The sequence below is a fragment of the Pseudomonas sp. G11-1 genome (assembly GCF_024031555.1).
GTDB lineage: Bacteria > Pseudomonadota > Gammaproteobacteria > Pseudomonadales > Pseudomonadaceae > Halopseudomonas > Halopseudomonas bauzanensis.
Map to the genome: position 1 here is coordinate 33,551 of NZ_QEYQ01000008.1, position 16,688 is coordinate 50,238.

The 16,688-nt window shown below is 61.1% G+C and carries 17 protein-coding genes and 2 tRNA genes; 4 read left to right on the forward strand and 15 right to left on the reverse strand.

Annotated features, from left to right (window positions below):
• Window positions 1-64: 64 nt before the first annotated feature.
• Window positions 65-1,246 carry an acetyl-CoA C-acetyltransferase gene (locus DHB74_RS16260; RefSeq protein WP_280165130.1) on the forward strand — a complete coding sequence of 394 codons (1,182 nt, stop codon included), beginning with the start codon at window positions 65-67 and terminating at the stop codon, window positions 1,244-1,246.
• A 10-nt stretch (window positions 1,247-1,256) separates the two neighbouring features.
• Here the strand turns inward: DHB74_RS16260 and thpR are convergent, their stop codons facing one another.
• Complete coding sequence (gene thpR, locus DHB74_RS16265; RefSeq protein WP_280165129.1) at window positions 1,257-1,787, reverse strand: RNA 2',3'-cyclic phosphodiesterase; 531 nt, start codon at window positions 1,785-1,787, stop codon at window positions 1,257-1,259.
• 42 nt (window positions 1,788-1,829) lie between these two features.
• On the opposite strand from thpR, the gene DHB74_RS16270 reads away from it, so the two are divergent.
• On the forward strand, window positions 1,830-2,543 hold the full coding sequence (locus DHB74_RS16270) for a pseudouridine synthase (RefSeq protein WP_499162043.1): 714 nt from the start codon (window positions 1,830-1,832) through the stop codon (window positions 2,541-2,543).
• Window positions 2,544-2,596: 53 nt separating this feature from the next.
• A complete protein-coding gene (locus tag DHB74_RS16275; protein WP_136870105.1) occupies window positions 2,597-3,166 on the forward strand; it encodes a hypothetical protein in 570 nt (189 codons plus the stop codon).
• On the opposite strand, the gene DHB74_RS16280 is transcribed toward DHB74_RS16275, so the two are convergent.
• Window positions 3,167-3,532 carry a SpoIIAA family protein gene (locus DHB74_RS16280; protein WP_036993117.1) on the reverse strand — a complete coding sequence of 122 codons (366 nt, stop codon included), beginning with the start codon at window positions 3,530-3,532 and terminating at the stop codon, window positions 3,167-3,169. It abuts the gene before it with no gap.
• Window positions 3,533-3,664: 132 nt separating this feature from the next.
• Here DHB74_RS16280 and DHB74_RS16285 point away from each other — a divergent pair, with 132 nt between their 5' ends.
• Window positions 3,665-4,138: a hypothetical protein gene (locus tag DHB74_RS16285; protein ID WP_499162046.1), complete on the forward strand. Its 474-nt coding sequence runs from the start codon at window positions 3,665-3,667 to the stop codon at window positions 4,136-4,138.
• Between the two features lie 79 nt (window positions 4,139-4,217).
• Here DHB74_RS16285 and pnp read toward each other — a convergent pair whose 3' ends face one another.
• The 13 genes from pnp to folP all read right to left on the reverse strand — a co-directional run bounded on the left by pnp (window position 4,218) and on the right by folP (window position 16,687).
• The gene (gene pnp / locus DHB74_RS16290) at window positions 4,218-6,326 is read right to left on the reverse strand and encodes a polyribonucleotide nucleotidyltransferase (RefSeq protein WP_036993119.1); all 2,109 of its coding nucleotides are present in this window, start codon (window positions 6,324-6,326) and stop codon (window positions 4,218-4,220) included.
• A gap of 86 nt (window positions 6,327-6,412) precedes the next feature.
• Window positions 6,413-6,682, reverse strand: a complete 270-nt coding sequence (gene rpsO, locus DHB74_RS16295; RefSeq protein WP_036993120.1) for a 30S ribosomal protein S15 — start codon at window positions 6,680-6,682, stop codon at window positions 6,413-6,415.
• A 147-nt stretch (window positions 6,683-6,829) separates the two neighbouring features.
• Window positions 6,830-7,750 carry a tRNA pseudouridine(55) synthase TruB gene (truB, locus tag DHB74_RS16300; RefSeq protein WP_036993121.1) on the reverse strand — a complete coding sequence of 307 codons (921 nt, stop codon included), beginning with the start codon at window positions 7,748-7,750 and terminating at the stop codon, window positions 6,830-6,832.
• Between the two features lie 2 nt (window positions 7,751-7,752).
• The gene (gene rbfA, locus DHB74_RS16305) at window positions 7,753-8,139 is read right to left on the reverse strand and encodes a 30S ribosome-binding factor RbfA (RefSeq protein ID WP_036993123.1); all 387 of its coding nucleotides are present in this window, start codon (window positions 8,137-8,139) and stop codon (window positions 7,753-7,755) included.
• 143 nt (window positions 8,140-8,282) lie between these two features.
• The gene (infB, locus tag DHB74_RS16310; protein WP_499162049.1) at window positions 8,283-10,820 is read right to left on the reverse strand and encodes a translation initiation factor IF-2; all 2,538 of its coding nucleotides are present in this window, start codon (window positions 10,818-10,820) and stop codon (window positions 8,283-8,285) included.
• A 60-nt stretch (window positions 10,821-10,880) separates the two neighbouring features.
• On the reverse strand, window positions 10,881-12,362 hold the full coding sequence (gene nusA, locus DHB74_RS16315; protein ID WP_036993126.1) for a transcription termination factor NusA: 1,482 nt from the start codon (window positions 12,360-12,362) through the stop codon (window positions 10,881-10,883).
• A gap of 52 nt (window positions 12,363-12,414) precedes the next feature.
• On the reverse strand, window positions 12,415-12,870 hold the full coding sequence (rimP, locus tag DHB74_RS16320) for a ribosome maturation factor RimP (RefSeq protein WP_036993255.1): 456 nt from the start codon (window positions 12,868-12,870) through the stop codon (window positions 12,415-12,417).
• Between the two features lie 113 nt (window positions 12,871-12,983).
• Window positions 12,984-13,060, reverse strand: a tRNA-Met gene (locus DHB74_RS16325).
• A gap of 103 nt (window positions 13,061-13,163) precedes the next feature.
• A tRNA-Leu gene (locus DHB74_RS16330) sits at window positions 13,164-13,248 on the reverse strand.
• 12 nt (window positions 13,249-13,260) lie between these two features.
• Window positions 13,261-13,635 carry a preprotein translocase subunit SecG gene (gene secG / locus DHB74_RS16335; RefSeq protein WP_499162051.1) on the reverse strand — a complete coding sequence of 125 codons (375 nt, stop codon included), beginning with the start codon at window positions 13,633-13,635 and terminating at the stop codon, window positions 13,261-13,263.
• Window positions 13,632-14,393, reverse strand: a complete 762-nt coding sequence (gene tpiA / locus DHB74_RS16340; RefSeq protein WP_136870107.1) for a triose-phosphate isomerase — start codon at window positions 14,391-14,393, stop codon at window positions 13,632-13,634. Before tpiA ends, secG begins: the two co-directional genes overlap by 4 nt.
• Window positions 14,394-14,459: 66 nt before the next feature.
• On the reverse strand, window positions 14,460-15,806 hold the full coding sequence (gene glmM / locus DHB74_RS16345; RefSeq protein WP_280165125.1) for a phosphoglucosamine mutase: 1,347 nt from the start codon (window positions 15,804-15,806) through the stop codon (window positions 14,460-14,462).
• 17 nt (window positions 15,807-15,823) lie between these two features.
• Window positions 15,824-16,687 carry a dihydropteroate synthase gene (folP, locus tag DHB74_RS16350; RefSeq protein WP_036993256.1) on the reverse strand — a complete coding sequence of 288 codons (864 nt, stop codon included), beginning with the start codon at window positions 16,685-16,687 and terminating at the stop codon, window positions 15,824-15,826.
• Window position 16,688 lies beyond the last annotated feature (1 nt).

Below are 16,688 nucleotides of genomic sequence, written 5' to 3' on the forward strand. Positions count from 1 at the left end.
TTGTTGAATGTGGCGCGGACCTCTATTCTTCCCGCTGTTCCAGATAAAAGCTGAGGAAGTAAGCATGCAAGAGGTCGTGATTGTTGCAGCCACCCGAACCGCCATTGGCAGTTTCGGTGGCCAGTTTGCCAATGTGCCTGCTCATCAGCTCGGCGCGACGGTTATTCGCGCCCTGCTCGAGCAGACCGGTGTCGACCCGGCCAGCATCGATGAAGTGATTCTGGGCCAGGTACTGACCGCCGGCTGCGGCCAGAACCCCGCTCGCCAGGCCGCTGTGCACGCCGGACTACCGCACAGCGTGCCCGCGCTGAACATCAACAAGGTCTGCGGCTCCGGACTCAAGGCGGTCCATCTGGCAGCCCAGGCCATCCGCTGTGGCGATGCCGATATCATGATCGCCGGCGGTCAGGAGTCCATGAGCCGCTCGCCGCACCTCTTGCCGACGTCCCGCACCGGGCAGCGCATGGGCGACAGCAAGCTGATCGACAGCATGATTCATGATGGCCTGTGGGATGCCTTCAATGACTATCACATGGGCATTACGGCGGAGAATCTGGCCGAGCGCTACGATCTCAGCCGCCAGCAGCAGGATGCCTTCGCCCTCGCGTCACAACAGAAAGCCGTAGCAGCGCAGGCCGCCGGCCGCTTCGAGACGGAAATTACCCCCGTTGTCATTCCCCAGCGCAAGGGCGAACCACTAACCATCAGCCAGGACGAGCAGCCCCGGGCCTCCACCACCCTGGAGTCCCTGGGCAAGCTACGCCCGGCCTTCAAGAACGATGGCACCGTCACCGCTGGCAACGCCTCCAGCCTGAACGACGGCGCGGCAGCGGTCATGTTGATGAGCGCGGACAAGGCCCGCGAGCTGGGCTTGCCGGTACTGGCACGGATCACCGCCTATGCCAGCTCCGGCGTGGACCCGGCGGTCATGGGCATCGGTCCGGTCAGCGCGACCCAACGCTGCCTGAGCAAGGCCGGCTGGAAGGTCGAGGAACTGGACTTGATCGAAGCCAACGAAGCTTTCGCCGCCCAGGCGCTGGCCGTCGCCAGCGAGCTGCGCTGGGATCTGGACAAGGTCAACGTCAATGGTGGCGCCATCGCCTTGGGACACCCCATTGGCGGGTCGGGCTGTCGGGTCCTGGTGACCTTGCTGCATGAGATGCAGCGCCGCGATGCACGCAAGGGCCTGGCCACGCTGTGCATCGGTGGTGGTCAGGGTGTTGCCCTGGCACTCGCGCGCGACTGATGCGGGCAGCTCAGACCAGCTGGAAACGTTCGAGCACCTCGTAGCGCACACCCTGCTCTGCGCCACCGCTGAGAAACAGGCAAATGTGGTCTACCGTAAAAGTCGGTAGCGACAGCCTCGCATGCCGCTGCAGGAGCGCCTGCAGCGGTAGCCCTTGCCGGACCCGCGCCAGGGTGATGTGCGGCGTGTAGGGCCTGTCGTCCAGCCGCAGCCCGAGCGGCAGCAGTCGCGCTTCCACGCGCTGCTGCAATCGGTTCAACGGCGGAGACTCGGTCACCCCAGCCCAGAATATCCGTGGCCGCTCAGGACTGCCGAAGTAGCCCACCCCCTGTACTGCCAGCTCGAATGACGGGCCGGGCACGTCTGCCAGCACCTGTGCAATATTGCGGGCAGCCTCTTGCTCTACCTGGCCGATGAAGCTCAAAGTCAGATGCAGATGCTCCGGCTCATGCCAGCGCGCCGCGGGATGCGCCTCCCGCACCTCGGCCAGCGCCTGCCTGACCGCTTCCGGCAATTCGATGCCAACAAAGAGCCGCAACATGAACACCTCATGACAAACCGTCGATAGGCTTATAATAGCCCGATGCGACTCGATCGATTCCTAGCCCTGCATACCCAACACAGCCAGCAGACTGCCCGACTGCTGATTGCCGCTGGCCGGGTGTCAGTCAATGAACGGATCGTGCGGGATGGACAACAGCGCATCGACCGCTTTACCAGGGTGCAGCTGGATGACGCTGTGCTGCAACAGCACAACGCGCTGTATTTGATGCTCTACAAGCCAGGCGGCTATCTCAGCGCCACCTGCGACCCGGTTCATCCCACCGTGATGGAGCTGCTTGCGGAGCCGCTGCGCCAGCAGTTGCATCTGGCCGGGCGACTGGACCGCAGCACCACCGGCCTGCTGATTCTCACCAATGACGGCCTCTGGTCCCGCCGCCTGACCGAGCCCGGCCGGCGCATCCCCAAGGTGTATCTGGTGGGCACTGCCGAGCCGATCGCCGCGCATGCCGCTGAATGTTTTGCACAGGGCATTCATCTGGCCCGCGAGGGTATTGATACCTCCCCTGCGCAGTTGCAATTGCTCGCTCCCTGCCAGGCCCGACTGACCATCCATGAGGGCCGTCACCATCAGGTGAAGCGCATGTTTCACGCCGTGGGTAATCGGGTGACGTCATTGCATCGCGAAAGCATGGGCATCATCGAACTTGACCCGACGCTGCGTCCCGGCCAGTACCGATTACTGACCCCCGAGGAGATCGCCAGCGTACCCACCGCCGGCAGCCGCTTGGTTTAGCCGCGCCTGGATTGCTATTCTGTGGGGACACAGGCAATCCGCAGGTCAAGCTCATGCATACCATCATTGCGGGACGATATGAACTCCAGGACCGGGCAGATGCCGCTGTGGCGGCGCTACAGCAGGCCGGCTTCCAGCGGGACGCGTTGGCGGCCTTCTATCTCAACCCCAACGGCCAGCATGCCATCTACCCCATTGGCGGAGATGATGAAAGCTCACCCGGTGCCCGCCACTCCGGTACCGGGGCTGCGAAGGCTGGCGCCGTCGGCGCAGTGGTCGGCGCGGCTGCCGGTGCGGCAACGGCCCCCGTCATCGGTCCGGTCGGCATCGCTATCGGCGCCGGCATCGGCGCTTATACCGGCTCACTGATCGGGGCAGTCAGCAGCACCGACCAGGAGTCGGATGTGGATGAACAGACCGGCCAACCCGCCGAGGTACAGCCCAAGGTCACCGAACGGGAACCGGGCGTGCTGGTGGCGGTACGGGTCGATGACCACTCACGGCAACAGGCAATAGATACTTTCAGAGCCACCGGCGCAGAGGACATCGAACACGCCCAGGGCGAACTGCGCGATGGCCAATGGAAGGACTTCGACCCCCATGCTGTAGTGCAGTGTGTATGATTAGCCAACCAGCCAGGCCAATGCGTCGGCTTCCCGCTCGGGCCGGAAGGATCTGACTTCCAGCCCCGGGATGATGGCGCCTTCGATCTCTCCCATCTTCCTGATCCAGTCCTTGCTGCTGATGACCGCGCATCGATCGAACTGTCGTGTCAGCCGAAACAGCTCCGGCAGGTTCGACAGCTCCACACCAATCGCGCCTGCAGTAGGCATTTGCAGCTCACCGATACGCATCAGCAACTGGCCATGCTGAATGCCCTGCGCCTGGGTGAAGAGCGCGCGCAAGCCACTGCGCATGCCATCGCTGTCAACTCGCCCGGCGATATCCATCTCCAGCCGGTCATTGCCGATACGCATTACCTGAAACATGGGTATCTCCTCTGCCTGCCCGTGTGCCCATCAGTATAGACAACTCGTCGATCCCGGCTGCTGATGATCAAACATGGAATCTTTTGCCCGCGTCCGGCGTCCATTGCTAAGACAGAGATGCGGAGGTGAATGATGAGTGATGATCAACACGAACCCGACGAGCAGGCGCTGACCGACGCCGCCAGACGACAGGCGGAAGAGGACAACCGCGAGGCCCCCGATGACCGGCCCATGGGCCCAATTGGCAATACTCCTTCCCGCGCCGAGTCCGTGGAGCGGGCTGGCGAAGCCGGGTTGACCGAAGCGTCCATGCCAGGCCAGGGCCCGACCGCTGACGAGGCCACCCCGGAAACGCTCAATCCTGATGATGGCTCTCGCTCGGCCGAGGAAGCGGGGACGGCCGCCACACCTGCCGACACCGAACTCACCGATGTCGGCAAGGCTGGCGCAGGTGGCCGCTACGGCCTGGATGAAGCGGAACTGGGCCGGGCCAAGCCGCTGGACGGCAAGCCCTGGGATGGTGATCCCAACGAGCCTCTGGAGCCGGAAACCGCTACCGACCGCAACCTCACGGCCGATCCCGACAGCGAGCCCGATCGGACCTGAGCAACTGCGGCGCATAAAAAAACCCCGGCTCAAGGCCGGGGTTCTTCATTGCACCGCCGCAAGGACGGTACGACAGGACTCAGACGCCGCTGTTTTCAGCCGCTTCGACATCCTTCATGGACAGCTTGATCCGGCCGCGGTTGTCCACGTCCAGTACCAGTACCTTCACTTCCTGACCTTCCTGCAGTACGTCGGTAACCTTCTCGATACGCTGATTGGCGATCTGCGAGATGTGTACCAGGCCGTCCTTGCCGGGCAGGATGCTGACGAAGGCACCGAAATCAACGATACGCTCGACCTTGCCCGTGTAGACCTTGCCGATTTCCGCTTCAGCAGTAATACCGTCAACCCGTGCCTTGGCAGCATTGGCGGCATCTTTGCTGGCAGCGAAGATCTTCACGGTACCGTCATCGGTGATGTCGATGGAAGCGCCGGTTTCTTCGCAGATACCGCGGATGGTTGCGCCACCCTTGCCGATCACGTCACGGATCTTGTCGGAATCGATCTTCATGCTGATCATGGTCGGCGCGTTGGCGGACAGTTCCTTGCGCGAGGCCGGCAGCACCTGGTTCATCTGACCCAGGATATTCAGACGAGCATCGTGAGCCTGGTGCAGAGCCAGTTCCATGATCTCTTCGGTGATGCCCTTGATCTTGATGTCCATCTGCAGCGCAGTAACACCCTTCTCGGTACCGGCAACCTTGAAGTCCATGTCGCCCAGGTGATCTTCGTCACCCAGGATGTCGGTCAGGACGGCGAACTTGTCGCCTTCCTTGACCAGACCCATGGCGATACCGGCAACTGGCGCCTTCAGCGGCACACCGGCATCCATCAGCGCCAGGGACGCACCACAGACCGAAGCCATGGAGCTGGAACCGTTGGATTCAGTGATTTCCGAGACCACACGGATGCTGTAGGGGAACTGATCCATATCGGGCATGACCGCCTGGATACCACGGCGGGCCAGACGACCGTGGCCGATTTCACGGCGGCCGGTGCCACCCATGCGACCACACTCACCTACCGAATAGGGAGGGAAGTTGTAGTGGAACATGAAGGGGTCTTTCTTCTCGCCTTCCAGGGTGTCCAGCAGCTGCGCATCACGGGCGGTACCCAGCGTGGTCACGACCAGCGCCTGGGTTTCGCCACGGGTGAACAGCGAGGAGCCGTGGGTGCGATCCAGCACGCCGACTTCGATGTTCAGCGGGCGCACGGTCTTGGTGTCGCGACCGTCGATGCGCGGATTGCCGTTGACGATGCTCTCACGCACGGTGCGGTATTCGATCTCACCGAAAGCGTCCTTCACTTCAGCAGCGGCAGGCTTGCCCTCTTCGTCACCAGCCAGGGCAGCGATGGCCGCATCACGCAGCTCGCCCAGGCGGGTGTAGCGCGATTGCTTGTGGGTGATGGTGTAGGCTTCGCTGATACCAGCGCCGAACTGGGACTTGATGGCGTCCAGCAGCACGGTGTTTTCCGGAGCAGGCTGCCAGTCCCAGGCCGGCTTGCCAGCCTCAGCAGCCAATTCCTTGATGGCCTCGATGGCCGGCTGGAATTCCATGTGGGCAAACAGGACCGCGCCCAGCATCTGGTCTTCAGTCAGTTCCTGCGCTTCGGACTCAACCATCAGCACGGCGTCTTCGGTACCGGCAACCACCATGTCCAGGCGCGAGGTCTTCAGCTGCTCGTAGGTCGGGTTCAGCACGTAGCCTTGCACGTCATCGAAACCAACCCGGGCACCGGCGATCGGGCCGTCGAACGGAATACCGGAAATGGCCAGCGCCGCGGAGGTACCGATCATCGCCGCAACATCCGGATCGGTGGTCTTGTCGGTGGACACCACGGTGCAGACGACCTGAACTTCGTTCATGAAGCCTTCGGCAAACAGCGGGCGGATCGGGCGGTCGATCAGACGGGAGGTGAGGGTCTCCTTCTCGGTGGGACGGCCTTCACGCTTGAAGAAGCCACCGGGAATACGGCCCGCAGCATAGGTCTTCTCGATATAGTGCACAGATAGAGGGAAGAAGTCGCGGCCGGCGTCGGCGTTTTTTGCGCCCACCACGGTGACCAGAACGCTGACTGCATCATCAATGCTGACCAGAACCGCACCGGAAGCCTGGCGCGCGATGCGGCCGGTTTCCAGGGTAACGGTGTTGTTGCCCAATTTGAACTGTTTGATAACCGGTTTCACGGTGTCTTCTCTCTCTGTTTTTGCCTTGGGGGAAACTCTGGGCACAGCCGGGTTTCGGACCCGGCCATGTCCAAACGGGGCTGGTCTTAGCGACGCAGACCCAGACTGCTGATCAAGCTGCTGTAGCGGCCGAGATCCTTGGACTTCAGGTAATCCAGCAGCTTACGACGCTGGTTGACCATGCGGATCAGGCCACGACGGGAGTGGTGGTCCTTCTTGTTGTCCTTGAAGTGACCCTGCAGCTTGTTGATGTTAGCAGTCAACAGAGCTACTTGGACTTCAGGAGAACCGGTATCACCTTCACCGCGGGCATACTCGGATACGATTGCAGCTTTTTCTTCAACGCTCAGTGCCATGACAGCTTTTCCTCTGAGGTAACAGGCCGGAACCGGGGTTCCGTGTTTTGAATCGAGCAATGACCGTGCCTGTTGACAGCCACCCTCGTTGCGACCCTCATGGGTCAACTTCCAAGCGGGCGTGATACATCACGCCCGTAAAATCATTCAACCATTGAAACGCATCAGACGCTTGGGTGCTACCCGTGCATCATCAGTCATCTCACCGATACCGATGAACCGGCCTTCGTGGTCGCGCAGCCGGACCATACCGAACGCCGGACTGCCGGGAACCCGCACCGCCTGACCATGATTGAGGTAGAAGGCGGTCTGCTCGGTAAGACTCACCACCGGCCAGTCCTCCAGCCCGCTGTCGATCGGCAGCAACAACTGATCCAGCGCCCCGGCACCGCCCTCGGCATGCATCGCCTCGAGGGTCTCCAGCGTGACCGCCTGACTCAGGTCAAACGGGCCAGCACCGATGCGGCGCAGTTCAGACACATGCGCGCCGCAACCCAGTGCGGCGCCCAGATCCTCGACCAGGGTGCGAATATAGGTACCCTTGCTGCAGTGTACTTCCAGCCGCAGCCGATCACCCTCCAGCCCCAGCAATTCAAGTCGGCTTATGGTAACAGATCGCGCCTTGCGCTCCACCGTTTCCCCGGCCCGGGCCAGCTTGTACAGCGGCTGACCTTCATGCTTGAGTGCCGAATACATGGGCGGGATCTGCTCGATCTCCCCGGTGAAGCGTGGCAGCAGAGCTTCTACCTCAGCCAGGGTGACCTGACAGGGCTTCATCTCCAGCACATCACCCTCGGCATCGCCGGTGGTGGTGGTCATCCCCAGCCGCGCTTCGGTGACGTACACCTTGTCCGCGTCGAGCAGATACTGGGAGAACTTGGTCGCCTCACCCAGGCACAGGGGCAACACGCCGCTGGCCAGGGGGTCGAGACTGCCGGTATGGCCGCCCTTGCTGGCATTGAACAGCCAACGCACCTTCTGCAATGCGGCGTTGGAGGTCATGCCCAGCGGCTTGTCGAAAATCAGTACGCCGTCGATATCACGGCGCTTGCTACGTGGTGCCGACACGTCTACTCCTCACCATCCTCGGAACGCTGACGATCCTGCGCTACGGCGCGCTCGATGAGAGAAGACAAATGCACCCCGCGGCGCACACTCTCATCGTAATGGAAATGCAGCTGCGGAATGCTGCGCAACTTCATCACCCGCCCGAGATGCACTCGCAGGAAGCCCGCAGCATCCTTCAATGCCGCCAGATTGAGCGCGATATCTTCATCACTGGCGTCGCCCATCAGGGTGATGAAGATCTTGGCGTGAGCCAGATCGCGACTGACTTCGGCAGCAGTGACGGTGATCATGCCGACCCGCGGGTCACGCACCTCACGCTGGATCAACACAGCCAGCTCGCGCTGCATCTGATCGGCGACCCGCTGGGTACGACTATATTCTTTGGCCATATATACCTCTGGCTGCACGCTACCAGCTGTTGGCTGCAAGCGCATAGCTGTTCGCTTGCGGCGATATATTCATGCCTGGCTGGACAGACGACAAACGGCCCTTTCGGACCGCTTGTCACTACCGCCTGGCGCTTGTCGCTGGATTACAGCGTCCGTGCGACCTGCACCCGCTCGAACACTTCGATGCGGTCACCGACACGCACGTCGTTGTAGTTCTTCACGCCGATGCCGCACTCCATGCCGTTACGCACTTCGCCGACGTCATCCTTGAAGCGACGCAGGGATTCCAGCTCACCCTCGTAGATGACCACGTCTTCACGCAGCACGCGAATCGGCCGGTTGCGGTACACGGTACCCTCGATGACCATACAACCGGCCACCGCGCCGAACTTCGGCGAACGGAACACATCGCGCACTTCGGCAACGCCCAGGATCTGCTCGCGGACATCGCTGCCCAGCATACCCGACAGGGCCTTCTTGACGTCTTCGATGATCTCGTAGATCACGCTGTAGTAGCGCAGATCCAGGCCTTCGCCTTCGATCACCTTGCGCGCCGAGGCATCGGCACGGACGTTGAAGCCGAAGATCACCGCGTTCGAGGCCAGCGCCAGGTTGGCGTCGGTTTCGGTGATACCACCCACGCCACCGGAAACGATCTTGACCTGAACCTCGTCGTTACCCAGCTCGTTGAGCGAGCTCTGCAGGGCTTCGAGCGAGCCGCGCACGTCGGCCTTGATGACGATATTGAGTGTCTTCTTCTCGCCTTGGCCCATGTTCTCGAACATGTTTTCCAGCTTCGCGGATTGCTGGCGAGCCAGTTTGATCTCGCGGAACTTGCCCTGACGGAACAGCGCCACTTCGCGGGCCTTCTTCTCGTCGGCGACCACGGTCATCTCGTCGCCGGCTTCCGGCGTACCATCGAGACCCAGGATAGCGACCGGAATGGACGGGCCGGCTTCCTTCACCATGTTGCCGTTCTCGTCGAGCATGGCGCGAACCCGGCCATGGTTGAGACCGGCCAGCACCACGTCGCCCTGACGCAGGGTACCGTTCTGCACGAGCACGGTGGCGATCGGGCCGCGGCCCTTGTCGAGGCGCGATTCGATGACCACACCACGTGCCGGAGCCGTGGGCTGGGCGGTGAGTTCGAGTACTTCAGCCTGCAACAGGACTGCTTCGAGCAGCTCGTCGATGCCAGTACCGACCTTGGCCGATACGTGCACGAACTGGGTGTCACCACCCCACTCTTCCGGGATGACATCACGCGCGGCCAGATCATTCTTGATGCGGTCCGGATCAGCGTCTTCCTTGTCTATCTTGTTCACTGCCACAACCAGCGGAACACCGGCGGCCTTGGCATGCTGAACAGCTTCTTCGGTCTGCGGCATGACGCCGTCATCGGCCGCCACTACCAGGATGACGATATCCGTGGACTGGGCACCACGGGCACGCATCGCGGTAAACGCAGCGTGACCGGGGGTATCCAGGAAAGTCACCATGCCACGGTCAGTCTGCACGTGGTAGGCACCGATATGCTGGGTGATACCACCGGCTTCGCCGGAAGCCACCTTGGCACGACGGATATAGTCCAGCAGCGAGGTCTTGCCGTGGTCAACGTGACCCATGACGGTCACGACCGGCGCGCGGCTGACTTCTTCACCTTCGTGGTGCATGGCCATGACCAGACGATCTTCCAGGTCGCTTTCCTTGACCTGCTTGACCTTGTGGCCCATGTCTTCAGCCAGGATGGTGGCGGTGTCCTGATCCAGCACCTGGTTGATGGTCACCATGTTGCCGTTCTTGAACATGTACTTGATAACTTCGGCAGCCTTCACCGACATTTTCTGAGCCAGTTCGGCTACGGTGATGGTTTCACCAATTACCACTTCACGCACTATGGGTCCTGTCGGCTTCTCGAAGCCGTGCTGATTGCGTTTCTTCTGCGCCTTGAGCTTGCCGGCACCACCGCGACGACGCGACACTGCGTCCTCGTCATCGCCACCGCGTGGCGCACCACGTCCCTTGCCGGGACCGCCAGCGCGCTTGCGGCTGCGTTCGTCTTCCTCGGCGCGGGCCTTGCGACGCTGCTCGTCCTTCTTCTTCGCGGCCGCGGCCGGTGAAGGTGCAGCCTCGACATCGGCTTGAGCAACTGCGGCGGCCTGAGGGGCCTGGGGCGCCGCTACCGGCTCCGCTGCAGCCGGAGCTGTCGGAGTGTCCGGCTGGGCCTTGGCGGCCTCAGCTGCGGCAGCCTGACGGGCCGCTTCTTCAACCTGCCGTGCCTGTTCTTCCTCAGCCTTGCGCTGGGCTTCCGCTTCCGCGGCTGCCTGACGCGCCTCTTCGGCAGCACGCAGCTCTTCCAGCTCGCGCTGACGCTCGGCTTCCACATCCACTTCGTCGCGCTTGACGTAGGTCCGCTTCTTGCGCACTTCCACGTTGACAGTCTTGCTGCCCGCCACTTTCAGAGTGCTTACGGTTTTACGCTTGAGGGTAATCTTGCGCGGCTCCGAGCTGGAGTCGCCATGGGTGCTCTTCAGGAAAGTCAGCAGGCGCTGCTTCTCGTCGTCCGATACCTGCTGCTCCGCACTGGTGTGCGACAACCCGGCTTCCTGCATCTGTTGCAACAGGCGCTCTACCGGCGTCCCTGTTACCTGAGCCAATTCTTTGACCGTCACTTCCGCCATTCACTTTCTCCTCAGTCGGTACCCTGCATCGCTGCAGGGTGATACTGCCAGCCGACCGGTTTATTCAAACCAGGGCGCCCGAGCTGCCATGATCAAGGCGCCGGCACGGGCTTCGTCGATTCCATCAATGTTCAGCAGGTCGTCCACGGACTGTTCGGCCAGGTCTTCCATGCTGATGATACCTTGGGCCGCCAGCTGGAATGCCAGGGCGCGATCCATGCCCTCCATGTTCAGCAGATCATCCGCAGGCTGAGCTTCGTCCAGTTTTTCCTCGTTGGCGATCGCCTTCGTCAGCAGGCGATCCTTGGCCCGGGACCGCAGTTCATTGACGATATCCTCGTCAAAACCATCAATCTCCAGCATTTCTTCCATGGGCACGTAGGCAATCTCCTCCAGCGAGGTGAAACCTTCGTCGACCAGAATCTGAGCCAGCTCCTCATCCACATCCAGCTCTTCGAGGAAGTTGCGCAGCACGTCACCGGTTTCGGCTTCCTGCTTGGCGCGGATGTCGTCCTCGGTCATGACATTGAGCGTCCAGCCAGTCAGCTGACTGGCCAACCGAACATTCTGGCCGCTACGGCCGATTGCCTGAGCGAGGTTGTCCTCGGCCACGGCGATGTCGATGGCGTGGGTGTCCTCATCCAGAATGATCGAGGCCACTTCGGCTGGCGCCATGGCGTTGATCACGAACTGAGCCAGGTTGTCGTCCCACAGCACGATGTCGACGCGCTCACCGCCCAGTTCACCGGATACGGCCTGGACTCGCGAACCGCGCATGCCGATACAGGCGCCTTGCGGATCGATACGCTTGTCTTTCGAGCGCACCGCAATCTTGGCACGGGAGCCCGGATCACGGGCCGCACCCATCACCTCGATCAGTTCCTCGGCGATCTCTGGAACTTCGATGCGGAACAGCTCGATGATCATTTCCGGGCAGCTGCGCGACAGCACCAGCTGCGGGCCGCGATTTTCGGTGCGGATATCCTTGAGCAAGGCGCGGATGCGCGTTCCGGTACGGAACGTTTCACGCGGAATCATTTCCTCGCGCGGCAACACCGCCTCGGCATTGTTGCCCAGGTCAACGATGACGCTGTCACGGGTGACCTTTTTCACGGTGCCGCTGATGATTTCGCCCAGACGGTCGCGATACGCGTCCACCACCTGGGCACGTTCGGCTTCGCGAACCTTCTGGACAATAACCTGCTTGGCGATCTGCGCGGCGATACGACCGAACTCGACCGACTCGATCTTCTCCTCGACCACGTCACCCTCGTTCAGGGCCGGATCGCGGGCGTGGGCCTGATCCAGGGCCAGCTGCATGCCTGGCTCTTCGAAGTTGTCGTCGACCACCACAGTCCAGCGGCGGAAGGTGTCATAGTTGCCCGTCTGGCGATTAATCGCCACCCGCACATCCACCTCGTCTTCATAGCGCTTTTTCGTGGCCGTTGCCAAGGCCATCTCCAGCGCCTCGAAAATGACTCCGGGCGGCACGCCCTTCTCATTGGAAACGGATTCCACAACCAGCAGCACTTCTTTGCTCATCGTATGCCTCGCCTAACGCCGTCCATTGGGGCCACTGGAGCCCGAAAAATGCTCAAAACCGCGGGATGATGTTACTTTTATCGATGCTATCGATGGGCAGCAGGTACTCGTGGTCTTCCACCTGCAGCACAACCTCATCACCTTCCACACCGCGGATGACACCTTGAAAATTCCGCCGGCCTTCATAGGGCACGCGCAACCTGATCTTGGCCTGCTCGCCGACATAGGCGGCGAACTGCTCAAGCGTGAACAGGGGTCGGTCCATTCCCGGAGAAGACACTTCCAGCGTGTAATCACCACTGATAGGGTCTTCCACGTCCAGCACCGCACTGGCTTGCCGGCTGATCGTCGCACAGGCTTCCACGCTAACGCCATCGGGATGATCGATATAGACGCGCAGCAGGCTATGACGCCCCTGCGACAAAAACTCGATCCCCCAACAACGATAGCCCAGAGCTTCGACAATCGGGACCAACAGGCTCTCCAATTCGGTAACTTTGCCGGACAATTTCACCGCCTATCTTTGATGAATAAAAAATGGGCCTTAAGCCCATCCTTGGTTCCGGCCACTTCAGATGAAGTCCGGAGTTAACAAAAAGCCCCTGAAAAGGGGCCTTTGACTGGTTGCGGGGGCAGGATTTGAACCTACGACCTTCGGGTTATGAGCCCGACGAGCTACCAGACTGCTCCACCCCGCGTCGAATCTAGGGCATGAATTATACGCGCGGCCATCAAACAAGACAACCTGGCATATTGTGCCCGAAAAAAACAAGGGCCTGCGTGCTGCAGGCCCTGTTTGAATGGTGCGGAAGATGGGACTCGAACCCATACACCCTAAGGCACTACCCCCTCAAGATAGCGTGTCTACCAATTCCACCACTTCCGCAAAACTGTTGGCTTACTCTACGACAGGAACATCATCTGCCGCAGGAGCCTGAGGGACCTGCTCTTCAAGTACAGGAACATCTTCACTGATCGGTGCCATCGGCACGCTTTCCAGGACCGGAGCAGGCAGACCTGCATCACGAATCTCGGTCGCCTTGTGACTGGCATAGAAAGCCAGGCCCAAGGAGGTCAGAAAGAATACAGTGGCCAGCACAGCTGTCAAGCGGCTGAGGAAAGTTGCCGAACCCTGGCTGCCGAAAACCGTACCGGACGCACCGGAACCGAAGGACGCGCCCGTCTCCGCACCCTTGCCTTGCTGGATCAGAATCAATCCAACCAAGCCTATGGCGACCAGGAGATGTACTACCACAACTACGGTTTCAATCATTGAGCTTGTCCCGCGGCACGAGCGATCGCACCAAATTCATTCGCATTGAGAGAGGCTCCACCCACCAGCCCCCCATCGATATCCGGCATCTCGAACAGCGCATGCGCATTCTCCGCCTTGACGCTGCCGCCATAGACGATCTGCACACATTGAGCCTGTTCATCATCCAGTACGGCCAGTCGTGCGCGAATCATCGCATGCACGTCCTGGGCCTGCTCCGGCGTAGCTGTCAAACCGGTGCCAATGGCCCAAACCGGCTCGTAAGCCACTACACCCTGGGCCAGACCACCAACACCAAAGGTATCCAGCACGGCCTGCAACTGCCGACCAACCACATCCGCCGTTTCACCCGAGTCATACTGCTCGCGCGTCTCACCGACACAGAGAATGGGGCGAAGACCGCAAGCCAGCGCCGCGGCAAACTTGCGACAGACAACCTCGTCGGTCTCACCGAACAGGCTACGCCGCTCGGAATGCCCCACGAGTACAAATTCACAACCCACATCACGCAACTGAGCTGGAGAAATCTCGCCAGTCAACGCCCCGGACTCAGCCTGGAACGCACAACTCTGACCGGCCAACCGCAGCGGCGAACCCTCAAGGGCTTCGCGGCACTGCTGGACATATAACGCCGGCGGCGCAATCAACAGGTCGACTTCGTCCGGCCACTGCTGCTCATTCAATCCGATCAGCAACTCATCAACGGACTGCCGAGTACCGTACATTTTCCAATTTCCGGCGACCAGCGGACGACGCATGCCTAACCTCTCAGCTCAAGCGGGCGCCAATGTTAACCAAGTTGCCCAACCGACACAACCGCCTTTTCAGTCCGTACCGAACATTTTTTGCACCTGTGCCGCCAGCGCTTCAGCTTCCTTCACAACCTGTTCTGCATCCTGCCCTTCAACCATCACCCGGATCACCGGCTCGGTACCGGAAAGACGCAGCAGCACGCGGCCGGTATCACCCAGCCGCGCCTCGGCTTCAGCGACGGCAGATTGCAGCGCTGGCGCTTCCAGGGGCGAGCTGCCATTACTCTGGTAACGCACATTGATCAGTTTTTGTGGGCACTTGCTCATGCCCTCACAAGCTTGCGCCAGGGTCTTGCCCGACATGCGCAACGCGCGCAGCACCTGCAGCGCGGCAATGATGCCATCGCCGGTGGTGGTGTGCCGCAGGCAAACGAGATGCCCCGAGGACTCACCACCCAGGTACCAGCCGCGCTGCTGCAGCTCGGCCATGACGTAGCGATCACCAACCTTGGCACGGACGAAGGGAATATCACGCTCGCGCAATGCCAGCTCCAGCCCCAGGTTGGTCATCAAGGTACCGGCCACGCCCCCTTCCAGCAGGCCACGTTCGTACAGATCCAGCGTCATGATGTACAACAGCTCGTCACCGTCGACCGGGCTGCCCTGCGCGTCGACCATCATCACCCGGTCGCCGTCGCCATCAAAGGCGATGCCCAGATCAGCCTGACGCTCAACCACCGCCCGACTCAGCGCCGCCAGATCGGTAGAGCCGACGCCAGCGTTGATATTCAGCCCGTCCGGCGTCACGCCTACCAGGCTGACGTCCGCACCCAGCTCGGCGAATACGCTGGGCGCGACCTTGTAGGTTGCGCCGTTGGCGCAATCCAGCACGATCTTCAGCCCCTTGAAGCTGGTGCTCGTCGGCACGCTGCTTTTGCAGAATTCAATATAGCGACCCGAGGCATCTTCAACCCGCGCCACCTTGCCCAATTCGCCGGACTCAACCACCTGCATGGGGGTATCCACCAACCGCTCGATCTCATGCTCCAACGTGTCGGGCAGTTTGGTGCCCTGAGCAGAGAAGAACTTGATGCCATTATCGAAATAGGGATTGTGCGAGGCGCTGATGACGATACCGGCATCCGCCTGGAAGGTTCGCGTGAGATACGCAATGGCCGGAGTGGGCATGGGACCCAGCAGGCGCACCTTGGCGCCAGCGGCAGACAACCCGGCCTCCAGCGCTGACTCGAACATGTACCCGGAGATGCGGGTGTCCTTGCCGATCACCACGCTACACTGGCCGTTATGCTTGAAGGCCATGCCGGTTGCCCAGCCCAGCTTGAGCATGAATTCGGGGGTGATCGGGTGAGTGCCAACGTGACCGCGAATGCCGTCGGTGCCGAAGTAGCGCTTTTCCATGTAGGGGTATCCTGAAATTAGATCGCCGAAATTCCTGCGGCAACGACCGCGTCCACCATACGTACCACGTCGGCGGTTTCCGCCACATCATGTACACGGATGATACGCGCGCCCTTGGCCACCGCCAATGCTGCCAGCGCCAGGCTGCCAGACAAGCGCTGATCGACTGGCCGATTCAATGCCTGACCAATCATACTCTTGCGCGATACGCCGATCAGAATCGGCAGATCCAGCGGTCGCAGACGCTCCATGCGGGCAAACAGCTCAAGGTTGTGCTGCAGGGTCTTGCCAAAACCAAAACCGGGATCAAGCACCAGCTTGCTGCGCTCAATACCCGCTTCCAGGCACGCTTGGACCCGCGCTTCGAGAAAAGAGTTCACCTGCTCCAGCACTGATTCGTACGCCGGCGCCTGCTGCATACTCTGGGGCTCACCCTGCATATGCATCAGACAGACCGCCAATCCCGAGTCCACCGCTGCCTGCATGGCACCGGGACGCGTCAGCGCACGGATATCATTGATCAGCCCGGCACCCGCCGCCGCCGAACCACTGATAACTTCTGGAGTACTGGTGTCGACGGAGACCACCGTATCGAAGCGCGCCTTCACCGCTTCGACCATCGGCACCACCCGGTCGAGCTCTTCCTGAACTCCGACCAGCGCGGCACCGGGGCGAGTTGACTCGCCACCGATATCGATCAGGGTCGCCCCTGCGGCAAGCATTTGCTCAACTCGAGCCAATGCCGCATCGCGGTCGTTGTAGCGACCGCCATCGGAAAAGGAGTCCGGGGTGATATTGAGAATACCCATGACATGGGTACAGGAAAGGTCAAGCACCCGGTCGCCACATGGCAACCGGGTGTTATTACGTGCTTCCGTCATG

What these genes read in the sequence shown, in the direction of transcription:
- secG (WP_499162051.1), bottom strand. Translation starts at nt 13,635, where the DNA reads ATGATTGAAACCGTAGTTGTGGTAGTACATCTCCTGGTCGCCATAGGC.
- rpsO (WP_036993120.1), bottom strand. Translation starts at nt 6,682, where the DNA reads ATGGCACTGAGCGTTGAAGAAAAAGCTGCAATCGTATCCGAGTATGCC.
- DHB74_RS16275 (WP_136870105.1), top strand. Translation starts at nt 2,597, where the DNA reads ATGCATACCATCATTGCGGGACGATATGAACTCCAGGACCGGGCAGAT.
- DHB74_RS16280 (WP_036993117.1), bottom strand. Translation starts at nt 3,532, where the DNA reads ATGTTTCAGGTAATGCGTATCGGCAATGACCGGCTGGAGATGGATATC.
- DHB74_RS16285 (WP_499162046.1), top strand. Translation starts at nt 3,665, where the DNA reads ATGAGTGATGATCAACACGAACCCGACGAGCAGGCGCTGACCGACGCC.
- rbfA (WP_036993123.1), bottom strand. Translation starts at nt 8,139, where the DNA reads ATGGCCAAAGAATATAGTCGTACCCAGCGGGTCGCCGATCAGATGCAG.
- thpR (WP_280165129.1), bottom strand. Translation starts at nt 1,787, where the DNA reads ATGTTGCGGCTCTTTGTTGGCATCGAATTGCCGGAAGCGGTCAGGCAG.
- DHB74_RS16260 (WP_280165130.1), top strand. Translation starts at nt 65, where the DNA reads ATGCAAGAGGTCGTGATTGTTGCAGCCACCCGAACCGCCATTGGCAGT.
- infB (WP_499162049.1), bottom strand. Translation starts at nt 10,820, where the DNA reads ATGGCGGAAGTGACGGTCAAAGAATTGGCTCAGGTAACAGGGACGCCG.
- DHB74_RS16270 (WP_499162043.1), top strand. Translation starts at nt 1,830, where the DNA reads ATGCGACTCGATCGATTCCTAGCCCTGCATACCCAACACAGCCAGCAG.
- glmM (WP_280165125.1), bottom strand. Translation starts at nt 15,806, where the DNA reads ATGGAAAAGCGCTACTTCGGCACCGACGGCATTCGCGGTCACGTTGGC.
- nusA (WP_036993126.1), bottom strand. Translation starts at nt 12,362, where the DNA reads ATGAGCAAAGAAGTGCTGCTGGTTGTGGAATCCGTTTCCAATGAGAAG.
- tpiA (WP_136870107.1), bottom strand. Translation starts at nt 14,393, where the DNA reads ATGCGTCGTCCGCTGGTCGCCGGAAATTGGAAAATGTACGGTACTCGG.
- folP (WP_036993256.1), bottom strand. Translation starts at nt 16,687, where the DNA reads ATGACGGAAGCACGTAATAACACCCGGTTGCCATGTGGCGACCGGGTG.